Genomic DNA, 12,797 nt, shown 5'->3' with positions numbered 1-12,797 from the left:
CACGCCGCGTATGCCGCTCGAACAACACCGGCAACTCCCGGCCACACAACGGATGAAACGGATGGGTGACCACCAATGAGCTACCACGAGACCCGGACGAGCGGGTCCTATGCAGTTCGTATCCCGGTCAACACCAGGTGCACCACGTAGAGCCGCGGGATGACCCCGGTGCCGGGGAACTCGCCGCCGAACACCGTCCAGTGCAGCCAGGTGCCAACCACCGGGACCGACAGTACGTACCCGGAGATCATCCGCAGGCTGGTGTCGGAGAGCATGTCGCCAGCCAACAGCACCCCGGTGAAGGCTACGAAGATACCGACGATCAGAAGCAGCACGGTTACCGTCCACAGTAGACGGCGCGGTCGACGGAAACCTCCGGTGAAGAACATCACGCAGAGGTTCACCATGAGTGAGGCGAGGAACAGTGACGCCGCCCAGCTGTGGATCTGCCGGATCAGCAGTCCACCGCGAGCTTCGAAGGTGATGTGCAGCACGCTGGCGTAGGCGCGCGTCATGTCCACGCCGCGCAGGTTGTCGAACGGGCCGTCGTACCTGACGCTGGCCATCGACGGGTCGAAGAACAGCGCCAGATACCCGCCCGTCAGAATGAGTACCACCAGACTGGCCGTCGTTATCCCGGCGATCAGCTGCGACCAGTGCGTGGGGAAGACCTGGTTCAACCGCCGGCGCAGACCTCCAGCCACGGCGAAGTGCTGGTCCAGCCGCTCCAGCAGGCGCCGCGGAGGCCTCGTCGGCGTCGGATACGTACGCATGTCAAGCGTGCTGGACTGAAACGACCGAATACACCCGCGGCGCTGGCCGAGCCAGGTCGGCCACTCGCTTGGCATAGCCCTGCGCATCCGGGTCGCCGGCACGGATTACGGTCTCGCCTGCCATCACGGCCACCTTCCTCGAGAAACGATCGGTCACCAAGGAGACAAGACAGGGCACCGACCTGTGACAGGTTGGCGATGGGATGCCGATCACAGCCTCGGTCGAGCGAGCCTATGGTCTAGACCTAGACCACGCGATGGCAGTCCAAATCAGACTTTCGAAGTCGGGCTCTGCGCACTCGCATCGAGGAGGCAGCGTCGGCAGTCGAGGTCCTTCGACAGTCGGGCGGAGGTCGGCACGGTGGATGCCTACGCTGCGGTGGTCGTCGGTGTCGCCGTGCCCTGAGCTGGCCCCTGGTCCTCGCTCGCCCGGACCCGCACGGCGTGCTCGCGCAGATCGGTTTGTCGTTGCCGCTTCAGCCGGCGTTGCGGGATGCCACTGCAAAGTACGTCGAGACCACGGGTGAGCCGCGTCGCCGACTGCCCGGTGTCTTTCGGCTCGGACGGAACCGGATACCAGCCGGTCTGCCCGTCCCTCGTGGTGGAAGCCTAAGCCAGCGTCCTCACCTTCACTAGCCGGCTACGGCCACGCGTGTGCACCGACTCCGACCCGACCTAACTGCCGATCACGTCGCTTCGCCCCATGTTCCGCGGTTACGCCGTTCTCGGACAGTCCCTGCGAGGACGAGAAGCCAGTCGGCACTACGGGTTCCCGTGCGGCAAGCCCGACCAGTGCGGAACCGGGCGAGCATCAGGACACACGCCCGGTGTTCAAGACTTTGTGGCGGGCACCAGCAAGGCTGGGCCAGCCGCATGCTCCACGATCCATTGCGGGAGTCCAACCAAGAGCAGGCTGTCGTGGGTCGACGCCACGGAGCCCGAGTTGCACAGCCGAGCCCGCAGAGCCTTGGGTCAATCGAGCGGCTCGCTGTCGAGGCGGCGGCGGACTACTTCGGTTCCGGTGTCCACCTTGCGCCAGATCCCTTTCGGCCCGTCGGTGAACAGGCAGTCGCCGGTGTCCTCGAGCGCGGCGGCGCAGGATTACTCCTGGAACGGGTCGAGCTCGAACGGCGGCTAGCCGGCGAACACGGCGAGTTTTGGGCTTGCGGCGCGGCGCTTCGACGCGGCGTACGCCTCGGCCGGGGAGCGAGCAGAGCTGGCGGCTACGTCACCAGGCATTCACATGTCGCCTGTGCCCCCGCTGGCAAGGCAAGCCGGTTGATCGAACCGGATCTGCTGAACGCGAAGGGGTTGTTACGCTTCGCGCAGCGCCGCGCACGGGTGGTTGTCGGCCGAGACCGACGGTACGCCCGTGGCCGAGCCGAGCGCACCCGGTAGCACTGGCGCACCATCCGCACGACCGGTGTCGCTGGCCGAGGTGGATCCCTGTGCGCTGCTCACCGAGGAGATCGCGGTGGAGGTCGGCGTCGAGGATGTCAGTGCGGACCGTCCCGACGACCTCGCCGGGCCCGGGGGTGCAGCTAGTTCGTGGACAGCTACACGGTTTTCATCGCCGTCGACGAGACGCGGGGGCTTGACGACCTGCCTTCGGACCTCGACCGGACACCGCTGACCGTCGGCTCGCCGGAGGCGGTCCAGGCGGTAACCTGTGACGTGTGCTGGATCAGCATGTACGTGAGCGAGAGTTCACGCGTTGAAGCCAGCGCTGTGGGCGAGGGCGATTCCTGCCGGATGGCGTTGCGGCTCGCGGAGCTGATCGAGCCTGCGCTGCCCCTGGAGTGACCTCAACCGAACACGGTGACCGCGCCGGGCACTTGAGACATGCGTCCGCAGGATGCGGGTGAGGATCGTGTCGATCTCACCGTCGGTCAGACCGCTGGAACGAGCCTCCCCGGTCCCTGACGTTGTACCGGCCTGCATCCTGGGAAACGAGCTCCCGATCAGCACGGTCGCCTCCCGCATGTCCATCACGATGTCCACATAGGACTCGATGGATCGGCGCCTGCCGATACCGTCGAAGGAGATCCAGCCGCTGCGGCGCGAGGTGCGTCACCGCCAGTCTGGGTGGCGTTCCTAGAAGATGGCTGAGAGCCCCACCCACGGCGGCCGCGTCGAGCTCCACTCAGCGGACCCGCAACGTGAACACCGCCGACTCCGCGTGCCCGGAGTGGCCTAGTTGTTGCGGGTCACCTCGGCGATGCACGCCGCTGGCTGATCAGAGCGGTCCGGCGCGATCGGACGTCAGCCGCGTGCGCGATCGTCGTTGACCGCAGGCAGCCACCGGCTATCCCGTGGCGGTGAACATTCCGCGTCTGCACGCGTCTGAGTCGAGCACGTCTCGCTACCGGTCAAAGACGACTCGCGGCAGGCGTCGGCCTTTCTCGGTGCTCCGGGCATTTGTCCTTATCGGCGGATTCGGCGATCGACGGCGATCCAGTTCGTTTCCCATGTCGTTCCGTCGTCGGCCGAGTACGCCTGCTCGAACCTGGCCTTGTTCGGGCCCTGGCGGAAGATGAGGAAGCGTACCTTGATCGGACGGCCGCCGAGTTGGTCGTCGCCGTGGAACGTGCCCACGCCGTTGTGGAACCCGCCGTACACGGCTGGGGTGAGCAGACCGTCGCGGATGTTGACGAAGGTCAGGCTCCACCGCTGCGCCTGCGGCTCGTACAGCCGCAGGTTGAGGGCGTCGATGCGTCCGTTCGGCCCCGAGACCTCGAACTCGAGGACGTTCGCCCGCCGGTCCAGGAGTGGACGTACGATGCTGGTGCCGGTGAACTGGAGCCACTCGTCCGCGGATTCCGAGAGCGGCTCGGCGAGGACTCGCACCGTGGTGCGCCAGGTGCCGATTTCCCAGTCGAAGTCTCGTTGGCCATCGGCACCTGTCGACGACGCGGGAGCTGTTGAGGCGTCGCCCGACGCCGCCATCGTGATCAGCATGAGGGCCGACAGGCCCGCGACCAGGACTCGTCTGTATGGCACGGTCATGGTTCGACTATCCGAGCGGAGCACGGCCATGAGCAAGAAGGCACCTGCAGGTAACCCCTCGCGCCCCAACCCGCTGCCCGGCTGCCCGATGGCCGCGGCGTTCGCCGCGATCGGCGGGAAGTGGAAGCTGACCCTGCTGTACTGGCTTGCCCACGGAGAAGCCCATTTCGCCGGCCTCCGCCGCCGGGGTTCACCGATCACGCCCAAGGTGTTGGCCGAACAGCTACGCGAGCTCGAGGCCGACGGGCTCGTCGAACGCGTAGTGACCGGACCGGTCCCGGCGCGCGTCATCTACCGGCTCACGCCCTACGGCAACACTGTCCTGCCCGTCATCGAAGGGGTCCGGGTATGGGGCGAGGCCCACCTTCGGCGCACCCACGGTGGGGCCGCACCGGACACGGCGATGGGCTGCACCACCGCGATCGCGTAGGTCGAGCGCGCCGGAGTGCCGGTGTTGTGCCCGACCCGGGCCGGGGCAGGCCGTGGACCCGGCCCCGCCGGGTACTGACAGCCAAGGGCTACAGCAGTCGCGCCATCCGCGAGCGCCTCCGCCGCCGCGGCATCACCGCGACCATCCCTGAACGCGCCGACCAGCGGGCCACCCGTCAGCGCCGCGGTCGGACCGGCGGTCGGCCGCCCGCATTCGACCCGGTCGTGCCCGCCGAGGTCCCCGCGCATCCTGGCCTGCTCGAGCAGTTCATCATCATGGAGTTCGCCGCCGGTCGTCGCCCACCCCAACGGCGCCTGGGCACTGGCCAATGAGACCGTGGCCCCAGACGGCAACGCGGTCAAACCGCTGCCCGACGCTGTCCAGAACTGCCTGGAGCCTCCATCGGCCGGGCACGCGCCCCTACCGGACCTGGACGACACGACGCGTGCTCCGCGCAGCTGTCCGACCTCTGCTACCACCAGCGTCTCGTCTACCAGCCCACCAGCCGGTTCTGGCCGCTGCAGTGGATCGAGCTCGCCTTTTCCTCGCGCTCTCGACCATGCTGACGTGGTTCTGCTTCCGACGAATCCGTCACCTGTCCTGACCTGACTCCAGGGCGAATCATGCGCACTCCCGCAGTCGCCGCCACACCGACCACCGCGCTGACACTGATCATGACCCTCTCCGCATCACCCACCGCGTCCTCCGCCGAGGCGGGACCGCTCGGACACGACCCGCATCGGGTTGACCGGTTTCGCCTCCAGGGCAGCCTGCATGTCCATCGTGGACCACCACTCAGCCACGTTGCTCCCACCGTCTCCCTCCAGGACTGATCCTCCGTTGCGGGTGATCTTCGGCAGCAGCACGGTCAGCGTGGCCGCCGCGTCACCGACCAGGTTCACCTCGGTGGGATACCGCATGCCGATGAACCGGCCGTCAATGTCGATCTGGACCGCGCGCGCCTGCCCGAATTCAGGCATGAACTGCCGATACGGGAGTCCGACCCCCCACGATCAGCAACGTGTCGCAGTCCCGCATCAGCTCGTAGCTCGGCCGGGCCGCAGTGTGACGCCGTCGGCCTCGATCCCGTGGCGGCCTGGCCACCACAGCGTTGCGCCAGCTCGCGCGCCATCAGCACAGCACGTACAGCACCGCCACGACGGCCGCGGCCAGCAGATCCCGCTCCCCACGGCGCAACTGCTAACCGGACTGGGCCGGATGCACCGAGGTGGCGAACCACGCTGGCCGACCTCGAGGTGCCGACGGTCGCGGCCGAACCTTGCGGTTGCCTTACCGAACCGAGAACACAGGGATAGCCGGATGATCAGTGGGGTAGTCAGGTCGGTATGCGTGCATTGACTGTCGAGCCCGGGCACGCCGGCTCGCTGGCGGTGACCGAAGTGCCGGATCCGACGCCCGGACCGGGTGATCTGATGGTCGAAGGACTGGCGCTCGGCGTGTGTGGGACGGACAAGGAGATCGCCCGTGGCGAGTACGGCTGGTCTCCTCCTGGGCGGGAGCGGTTGGTGATGGGCCACGAGTCGCTGGGTCGGGTCCGGGAGGCGCCGGATTCCAGCGGGTTTTCCCCCGGCGACATCGTCGTCGGGGTGGTGCGGCGAGCGGATCCGGCGCCCTGCGGAGCGTGCGCGCGGGGCGAGTTCGACATGTGCCGCAACGGCCGGTACACCGAACGCGGCATCAAAGAGCTGGACGGCTACGGCAGCGAGCTGTGGAGTGTGGAGGCGGACTACGCCGTCGGGATCGATCCGAGCCTCGCCGAGGTCGGTGTGCTGATGGAGCCGACGAGCATCGTGGCGAAGGCGTGGGAGCAGGTGGAGCGGGTCGGCGGCCGATCGTGGTTTCGACCGCGGCGGGTGCTCGTGACCGGTGCCGGCCCTATCGGCCTGCTCGCGGCGTTGCTGGGCGTGCAGCGCGGCCTGGACGTGCACGTGCTCGACCGCGTGACCGAAGGTCCCAAACCGGCGCTGGTCACGTCGCTGGGCGCGACCTACCACCACGCCGCCGCCGGCGAGGTCGCCGCCCGGTTGGAACCGGAGGTGGTGATCGAGGCGACCGGTGCCGCACAGGTCGTGTTCGACACGATGGCCCACACCGCCTCCTACGGCATCGTCTGCCTCACCGGCGTGTCGGCCACCGGACGTCGGATCGCCGTCGACGCGGGCGGAATCAACCGCGAACTCGTCCTGGAGAACGACGCCGTCATCGGCTCGGTCAACGCCAACCTGCGCCACTACCGCCAGGCCGCTGACGCGCTGGCCAAGGCCGATCTCGGCTGGCTGCGCCACCTGATCACCCGCCGCGTGCCACTCGCCGCCGCGGCCGACGCCTTCGACAACGGCTTCGACAACAGCGGTGAGGACGTGAAAGTGGTCATCACGCTGGACGGCACGGCCGGCTGAAAGGGGCTCGAGTATGCCCGGTCTAATCGAGGACTACGCGCTGCTGGGCGATCTGCAGACCGCCGCCCTGGTCGGCAGGGACGGCGCCATGGACTGGTTGTGCCTGCCGAGGTTCGACTCGCCGGCGTGCTTCGCGGCCCTGCTCGACGACGAGCGGGCCGGCACCTGGCGCATCGCTCCGGCGAGTGGCGGGCCAGCAAGCCGTCGTCGGTACCGCGGCGACACACTGGTACTCGAGTCCGAATGGGACACACCCGATGGCACCGTGCGGGTGGTGGACTGCATGCCTCCGCGCGGGGAGGCACCGGACGTGGTACGCGTCGTCGAGGGCGTCACCGGTCGCGTGCCCATGCGGACACTGCTACGGCTGCGCTTCGACTACGGGCACATCCCGCCGTGGACCCGCCACGAGGGCGGCCAGCTCGCCGCCGTCGCCGGCCCGGACGCGGCCTGGCTCCACAGCCCCGTCCCATTGACCGTCGGCGAGGACGCCGCGACGGCCGAGTTCACGGTGTCACCCGGTGAACGGCTCGGGTTCGTCCTCACCTACGCGCAGTCCCACCTCCCCCGCCCGACCCCGGTCGACGCCGACCACGCCATCGCGGAGACCGAGGCGTTCTGGTTGGAATGGATCACCCGCTGCACATTCCGGGGCCCGTGGGAGGCGCAGGTGCGCCGCGCGCTGATCACGCTCAAGGCACTGACCTACGCACCGACCGGTGGCATCGTCGCCGCCGCGACGACCTCGCTACCGGAACAGTTAGGTGGCCCGCGGAACTGGGACTACCGCTACTGCTGGCTCCGCGACGCGACGTTCACGCTTCAAGCACTCCTGGGCACCGGATACGTCGACGAAGCGCGTGCCTGGCGCGAGTGGCTGGTCCGCGCGGTCGCCGGCGACCCGGCGAAACTGCAGATCATGTACGGGCTTGACGGCACCCGCCGCCTACCCGAGCAGATCATCGACTGGCTCGCCGGCTACGAAGGCGCCGCACCCGTGCGGATCGGCAACGCCGCCGCCGACCAGCTCCAACTCGACGTCTGGGGCGAGGTACTCGACGGCCTGCACCTGGCACGCGAGGCCGGCCTACCCGTCCAGGACGTGGCATGGGACCTCCAACGCGCGCTCCTCGACTACCTCGAGGGTGCCTGGGACCAGCCCGACAACAGCCTGTGGGAGGTCCGCGGACCACGCCAGCACTTCGTCCACTCCAAGGTGATGGCCTGGGCCGGTGTCGACCGCGCCGCCGACACCGTCGAACGCCACGGCCTCCCTGGCCCGGTCGACCAGTGGCGTGCGCTGAGCAACCGGATCCACGCCGAGGTGTGCGACAAGGGCTACGACCCCGAACGCAACACGTTCACACAGTTCTACGGCTCGCAAGGCCTGGATGCCGCGCTGCTGCTGCTCCCCCGCGTCGGGTTCCTGCCATGGAACGACCCACGCGTCCGCGGCACCGTCGACGCGGTCCGCCGCGAGCTGTGCCAGCAGGACCTCATCCTGCGCTACCGCACCGACACCGACGGCGGCGTCGACGGCCTGCCCGGCACCGAAGGCGCCTTCCTCGCCTGCAGCTTCTGGCTCGCCGACGCCCTCCACGGCATCGGCCGCACCCACGACGCCCGCAACCTGTTCGAGCACCTGCTGGCCCTACGCAACGACGTGGGCCTCCTCAGCGAGGAATACGACCCGCACACCGGCCGCCAACTCGGCAACACACCACAGGCCTTCAGCATGGTCGGGCTGATCAATACGGCCCGTCAACTCACCGGCACCCACACCACCACCTCGGCAAGCGGCCAACAGCAAGACCTCGGCCAGGACACGAGCACCTAGCGTTGCCACGTCGACATGCGCGTGCCCGCGGCGGCACCCCGCATCACTTCCCGATAAGTCCCTCGTGGTCGGGTTCGCCGCGGTCGCGTTCGACGGCCACGACCTCTCCGCACAGAGTGCCCTGGGCCTGCGAGCCGTCCAATCCCGACGCGCGGTAGGTCGAGACGCGGGCCGGAGGATCGCCCTCATATCCGCAAAAGCGCACCTGCCCAATCGATGACCACTCGTCCGAACAGCGTTCCACGACTGTCACACGCCGCGGGATGCCCACCTGCTCCGCCATGATCAGCACTGCTCTCATCACCGATGTCAGTGAACTGGTGGATGTGGCGGGGACCTGGCTACAGCCGTGGGTAGCCGGACGCCGTGACCACGTCGTCCGGATCCAGACGGAGAAGGTGACCGGGCGCCGGCGGCCCCTTGTCGTGCCCCGGGCGACAGAAACCCTCGCACAGATCGACGGTGACCGACGCTCGACCCACAGGCACCGTCGCCCGGGCGCCCAGGTACTCGACCTAGCCCCGGCCGGCGGCGGCCTCGTCGGCCGGACGGGGCGACATCCGCACCGAGGCGATCATCATGCGCCATCAGCTGCCGGCGGTCCGCTCACGCACCTCCGCCGGGCCGGCCGTCAACCTGGGCGGGTCGGCCAACCATCGCTCGGCCAGCGCTCGCAGCGGGCGGCAGGTTCAGCGTGAGCGCGAGCTCGACGCCGTCGATCGGGTCCTTGCCGTCCAGCAGCTCGCCGAACACGTACGCCTCGTGCAGCAACGGCTCCTCGAGCGGCATCCGGGTGGTGTGCCGGCACGCGTCGGCCAGGACGCGAGTCGCTGCACGGCCCGGCGGTAGTGCCCGACGGGACGATCGTCCGTTTCGCGTCGTCCCCGAAGTCGCCGCAGATGGATACGTCCGTCGGCTCGCCCCTCCGCGCGACCGATCTCCTCCTCGAGCCTGGACTGTCCGACAGGTCCCAGCGCGTGCGCCCGAGACGTGTCGGCCCGCGGTTCTGCCGTGTGGCGCGGTTCAGGTTCGCCAGCCGTCGACCATGGCACGCAGGGCGTGCTCGTAGTCGGCCGCGATGTCGAGGGTCGGGGGGACGTTTCCGGTCAGCTCCAGGGACACCAGGCCGTGCGCGATTCCCCAGCAGCTCAGGGCTATCCGGTCCGCCGGGGCGTCCACCAGCTGGCCCGCCTGCTGGCCGCGGCGGACCGTCGCCACCAGTGCGGTGATCGTCGCCGCTGCCTCGTCGCCGCGTTCGTCGGGGAGGTCCAGTTCCTCGGTGCGCTCTGTGAACATGATCGCGTACAGGTGCGGGTCGGTGACGGCGTAGTCGCGGTAGGCGAGCCCCAGGCGCACCATGTCCACGGCCGGGTCGTCGGTCGGCTCGACCGTTGCCAGGCGGGCCGCGAAACGGCGGGTCGCCTCGCGGTAGAGCGCGTCGAGCAGGGCGGCCTTGTTGCCGAACAGCGAGTAGACCGCCGTCGTCGACGTGTTCGCGTCCGCGGCCAGCCGGCGCAGGGTCAGCGCGGCCATGCCGCGGTCGAACACGATCGCGGCGGCCCGGTCCAGCAGCCGCAGCCGCAGGGCCTCGTCATGAATCTTCGGTCTACCCACTTGACAAGTGTATCGTAACGGTGTTTCGTAACGACGTTGCAAAAGTGGGGAGACCAAGATGCAAACCCTGATGCTGAGTCCGGCGTCGCGCTACATCGCCGGCGCGGTGCTGCTGACCATCGTCGGCATCGAGTTCGGCGGCTGGTTCATGACGCGCATCGTGCGCGGGGCCGTCGCGATGACGCCGTTCCAGAAGTCGTTCGCCCGAGCGGGGCACGCGCACGCGGGCGTGCTGGTCACACTGGGCCTGGTGACGCTGATCCTCGCCGACGCGGCCGCGATGGACGGGGTGCTCGGCTGGCTGGCGCGCATCGGCACCCCGGCCGCGGCGGCGCTGATCTCGGCCGGCTTCTTCTTCTCGTCGATGGGACGCGGCGAGGTCGTGCGGCCGAACCGGCTGATCTGGCTGGTGTGGCTGGGCGCGCTCTCGCTCGCGGTCGGTGTGGTGACGCTGGGCCTCGGGCTGCTGACGACCCAGTAAGACGACCAACAGAACGACTCAGTGGCCGGTGGTCCCCCGATGCCCGGGCACGGTTCGCAGCCAGGCGAGCAGCGCCCGAACCTCGGGGCTCAGGCTCCGCTCGCCCAGGACGACCGTGTTGCTGCGGCTCCCGTCGGAGACCGTGATCTCGTAGGACTGCGCGTCGGGCAGGGCGGGCTCGTCGGTGCCGTCGGCGGCCAGGTCGAACAGCCCGGCGTCGCCGACCTTCGCGCGCAAGGTCTCCGCGTCGGCCGGCGCGAGCTCGGCCGCGTCGGCCGCCGTGGTCCTGACCAGGCCGGCGAACCCGCCGCCCTGGACGACGGAGATCTTCAGAGAACCCCGACCTCCTCCCAGGCGGACCGCACCGCCTTCTCGGTGTCCTGCCCGACACCGTACAGCGCCCCGGCCGATGCGATCGTGGCGTCCGCGGCCTCCGTGAAGTTCGAGTTCGGCCGCAGCCGCTTGGCCAGGGCGTCGTACCAGATCGGGCTGGCCTTGTCCCAGGAGTGGCCGCCGAGCCGGGTGGCCGCGAGGTAGAACGCCTTGTTCGGGATGCCCGAGTTGATGTGCACGCCGCCGTGGTCGTTGCGCGGGTTGTTGTCGTCGGGCAGGTCGACGTAGTCACGCATGTGCGCGGGCTGCCGGTCGCCCTCGAACGCGGTGCCCGGCTCCTTCATCGAGCGCAGCGCCACGCCCTTCATCTCGCTGCCGAGGATGCCCTCGCCCACCAGCCAGTCCGCGGCGCTCGCGGTCTCGCCCGCGGCCCACTGCCGGACCACCGAGCCGAGCGCGTCGGCGAACGACTCGTTCAGCGCGCCGGACTGCTTGCTGTAGCGCAGGCCCGCGGTGAACTGCACGACGCCGTGGGTGAGCTCGTGCGCGACGACGCTGAGGTCGCGGGTCAAGCCACCCTTGGCGAGCACCTTCCCGCTGCCGTCCCCGTAGACCATCTGCGCGCCGTTCCAGAACGCGTTGTCGAAGTCGTGGTCGAAGTGCACGGACGACACGAGTTCCATGCCCGCGTCGTCGATGCTGTCGCGCTCGAGCACCTTCGCGTAGAAGTCCCGCGTCGTGGCGGCGTGGTCGAAGGCCTCGTTCACCGCCCGGTCACCGGACGGCGGGTCGTCCACGCCACGTACCCGAACGCCCGGCAGGTCGTCCCAGCTGCCGTTGCGGACGTCGTAGACCGTGTTCAGCCGCCCGGCCGGGGTCAGCTCGCCGATCCGTGCGGCGGGCGCGCCGAGCAGCCGCACCAGGTCGGTCAGCGCGACGCGCTGCGTACGCATGGACGCCGACGCCGCGACCGTGTTCATCGCGGCCTCGCGCAGGTCCTCGTTGCGGTCGGCGGCCTCCAGCAGGACGACCTGCGGGAGGATGAAGCACGCGTGTCGATCGGTCATGGAAATCCACCTCACTAGCCGATGTCTGCGAACCCGGTACCGACAACTGTCGGCCCCGGTACCGATGACTGTCGTCGCCCTGTGGAAATCGTTAGGCGGGCCGCGCGAAGTTGGCCCATCCGAGTGTCGAGTTCGCCGTCCGCCGGTCGTCCTCGCGGGTGTACGTACCTCTGGAGAAAGGCAACCGATGGACACGATGGAGCCGTACCGGCGCGCGCAGGACACCTTCGACGCGGTGCTCGCCGCCGTGCCGGGAACCGGGTGGGACCGGCCGTCCGCGTGTACCGAGTGGACGGTGCGGGACGTCGCCGGGCACGTGATCTGGGGCCAGCGCCAGCTGCGTGCCTGGGCGACGGGGGCGGAGCTCACCGACCAGACCGGCGCGCCGGGTGCCCCGCACCCGGCCCCCCTGGCCGGCGACGACCCGGTGACGACCTGGCGGGCCGCACGGGCCGAGGCGCTCGCGACGCTGAACGAGGAGACGCTCACCCGGATCACGACGATCCCCGGGCTGGGCGACGTCCCGGTCTCAACCCTGCTCACCCTGCTGACGACCGACCACCTCGCGCACACGTGGGACATCGGGCACGCGCTGGGCGTCGACGTGCGGTTCGACGAGGCGCTCATCCACGGCTCGTTCGCCTGGGCGCGGGCGAACGTGGTGCGCCGGCCCGGGTTCTTCGGCCCGGAGCTCGACCCGCCGGCGGACACGGACGAGCAGACCGCGCTGCTCGCGTTCCTCGGCCGGGCCGCGTGGCAGCCGGTTCCGGCCTGACCGCGTGGCAGCCGGTTCCGGCCTGACCGGGCCGAGCCGCGGGAGGAGCGGCCTCCCGCGG

The 12,797-nt window shown here is 69.4% G+C and carries 13 protein-coding genes and 1 pseudogene; 6 read left to right on the top strand and 8 right to left on the bottom strand.

Annotated features, from left to right (window positions below; genetic code table 11):
• Window positions 1-107 precede the first annotated feature (107 nt).
• Window positions 108-773, bottom strand: a complete 666-nt coding sequence (locus ACRDTB_RS34100) for a cytochrome b N-terminal domain-containing protein (RefSeq protein WP_431436338.1) — start codon at window positions 771-773, stop codon at window positions 108-110.
• A 1,548-nt stretch (window positions 774-2,321) separates the two neighbouring features.
• Between ACRDTB_RS34100 and ACRDTB_RS34095 the strand changes: the two genes are divergently transcribed.
• Window positions 2,322-2,576: a hypothetical protein gene (locus tag ACRDTB_RS34095; RefSeq protein WP_431436337.1), complete on the top strand. Its 255-nt coding sequence runs from the start codon at window positions 2,322-2,324 to the stop codon at window positions 2,574-2,576.
• A 621-nt stretch (window positions 2,577-3,197) separates the two neighbouring features.
• Here ACRDTB_RS34095 and ACRDTB_RS34090 read toward each other — a convergent pair.
• A complete protein-coding gene (locus ACRDTB_RS34090) occupies window positions 3,198-3,779 on the bottom strand; it encodes a hypothetical protein (RefSeq protein WP_431436335.1) in 582 nt (193 codons plus the stop codon).
• A gap of 28 nt (window positions 3,780-3,807) precedes the next feature.
• On the opposite strand from ACRDTB_RS34090, the gene ACRDTB_RS34085 reads away from it, so the two are divergent.
• On the top strand, window positions 3,808-4,209 hold the full coding sequence (locus ACRDTB_RS34085; RefSeq protein ID WP_431436334.1) for a winged helix-turn-helix transcriptional regulator: 402 nt from the start codon (window positions 3,808-3,810) through the stop codon (window positions 4,207-4,209).
• Between the two features lie 713 nt (window positions 4,210-4,922).
• On the opposite strand, the pseudogene ACRDTB_RS34080 reads toward ACRDTB_RS34085, so the two are convergent.
• Window positions 4,923-5,265, bottom strand: a pseudogene (locus tag ACRDTB_RS34080) (thiamine pyrophosphate-requiring protein); the annotation flags it as partial.
• A gap of 290 nt (window positions 5,266-5,555) precedes the next feature.
• Between ACRDTB_RS34080 and ACRDTB_RS34075 the strand changes: the two are divergent.
• A complete protein-coding gene (locus ACRDTB_RS34075) occupies window positions 5,556-6,629 on the top strand; it encodes a glucose 1-dehydrogenase (protein WP_431436333.1) in 1,074 nt (357 codons plus the stop codon).
• A gap of 13 nt (window positions 6,630-6,642) precedes the next feature.
• Complete coding sequence (locus tag ACRDTB_RS34070; RefSeq protein ID WP_431436332.1) at window positions 6,643-8,466, top strand: glycoside hydrolase family 15 protein; 1,824 nt, start codon at window positions 6,643-6,645, stop codon at window positions 8,464-8,466.
• A gap of 43 nt (window positions 8,467-8,509) precedes the next feature.
• Here ACRDTB_RS34070 and ACRDTB_RS34065 read toward each other — a convergent pair whose 3' ends face one another.
• The 3 genes from ACRDTB_RS34065 to ACRDTB_RS34055 form a co-directional block, all read right to left on the bottom strand.
• Window positions 8,510-8,758 carry a hypothetical protein gene (locus tag ACRDTB_RS34065; RefSeq protein ID WP_431436331.1) on the bottom strand — a complete coding sequence of 83 codons (249 nt, stop codon included), beginning with the start codon at window positions 8,756-8,758 and terminating at the stop codon, window positions 8,510-8,512.
• A 314-nt stretch (window positions 8,759-9,072) separates the two neighbouring features.
• Window positions 9,073-9,285, bottom strand: a complete 213-nt coding sequence (locus tag ACRDTB_RS34060; protein WP_431436340.1) for a DUF7711 family protein — start codon at window positions 9,283-9,285, stop codon at window positions 9,073-9,075.
• Window positions 9,286-9,489: 204 nt separating this feature from the next.
• Entirely contained in the window at window positions 9,490-10,080 is a 591-nt protein-coding gene (locus ACRDTB_RS34055) for a TetR/AcrR family transcriptional regulator (RefSeq protein WP_431436330.1), read from the bottom strand.
• A gap of 58 nt (window positions 10,081-10,138) precedes the next feature.
• On the opposite strand from ACRDTB_RS34055, the gene ACRDTB_RS34050 reads away from it, so the two are divergent.
• The gene (locus ACRDTB_RS34050) at window positions 10,139-10,561 is read left to right on the top strand and encodes a hypothetical protein (protein WP_431436329.1); all 423 of its coding nucleotides are present in this window, start codon (window positions 10,139-10,141) and stop codon (window positions 10,559-10,561) included.
• Window positions 10,562-10,579: 18 nt separating this feature from the next.
• Here the strand turns inward: ACRDTB_RS34050 and ACRDTB_RS34045 are convergent, their stop codons facing one another.
• Together ACRDTB_RS34045 and ACRDTB_RS34040 are read right to left on the bottom strand one after the other, a co-directional pair.
• A complete protein-coding gene (locus tag ACRDTB_RS34045; RefSeq protein ID WP_431436339.1) occupies window positions 10,580-10,888 on the bottom strand; it encodes a protealysin inhibitor emfourin in 309 nt (102 codons plus the stop codon).
• A 2-nt stretch (window positions 10,889-10,890) separates the two neighbouring features.
• Entirely contained in the window at window positions 10,891-11,961 is a 1,071-nt protein-coding gene (locus ACRDTB_RS34040; protein WP_431436328.1) for a M4 family metallopeptidase, read from the bottom strand.
• A gap of 187 nt (window positions 11,962-12,148) precedes the next feature.
• Between ACRDTB_RS34040 and ACRDTB_RS34035 the strand changes: the two genes are divergently transcribed.
• Complete coding sequence (locus ACRDTB_RS34035) at window positions 12,149-12,736, top strand: TIGR03086 family metal-binding protein (RefSeq protein WP_431436326.1); 588 nt, start codon at window positions 12,149-12,151, stop codon at window positions 12,734-12,736.
• Window positions 12,737-12,797 lie beyond the last annotated feature (61 nt).

It is taken from the genome of Actinophytocola sp. (assembly GCF_050699935.1).
Lineage (GTDB): Bacteria > Actinomycetota > Actinomycetes > Mycobacteriales > Pseudonocardiaceae > Actinophytocola.
Note: the sequence above shows the minus strand (reverse complement) of the source record. Positions and strands in the feature narration are given on the sequence as shown.